This window comes from Alteromonas gracilis (genome assembly GCF_002993325.1).
Taxonomy (GTDB): domain Bacteria; phylum Pseudomonadota; class Gammaproteobacteria; order Enterobacterales; family Alteromonadaceae; genus Alteromonas; species Alteromonas gracilis.
The window spans coordinates 1-472 of the sequence record NZ_PVNO01000014.1; the positions used below are offsets into that span (position 1 = coordinate 1).

General features: G+C 52.5%; 1 protein-coding gene. It reads left to right on the top strand.

Annotated elements, in window-relative coordinates; translation table 11 throughout:
* Positions 1-472 (top strand): Ig-like domain-containing protein (locus C6Y39_RS05265; RefSeq protein ID WP_205664145.1); only part of this gene is annotated, 472 nt, incomplete at both ends.

The following is a 472-nucleotide window of genomic DNA, read 5'->3' on the forward strand; positions in this document are numbered from 1 at the left end:
CGGACGGCACCTATAGCGTTGATGTACCTGCAGAATTAGCCGAAGGTGAATTTACGGTTAACGCCAGCGTGACGGATGAAGCTGGCAATACAGCAACTGCTGATACCACAGGGGAAATTGACACCACCGCCCCAACCATTACTATTAATGCGCCAGGTTCGGATAACGACACCACGCCTACCCTTTCAGGTACCACTGATGCCGCGCCGGGTAGCACGGTTACATTAACCATTACCGATAGTGCGGGCGTTACTCAAACCGTGACTGCGATTGTGCAAGCCGACGGCACCTATAGCGTTGATGCACCAGCCGAATTAGCCGAAGGTGAATTTACCGTTAACGCAAGCGTTAACGATGAAGCGGGTAATACAGCAACCACAGACACCACGGGCGTGATTGATACCACTGCGCCGTCGATCACTATCGATACCATAGCGACTGGTAACGACACTACGCCTACCCTTTCAGGTAC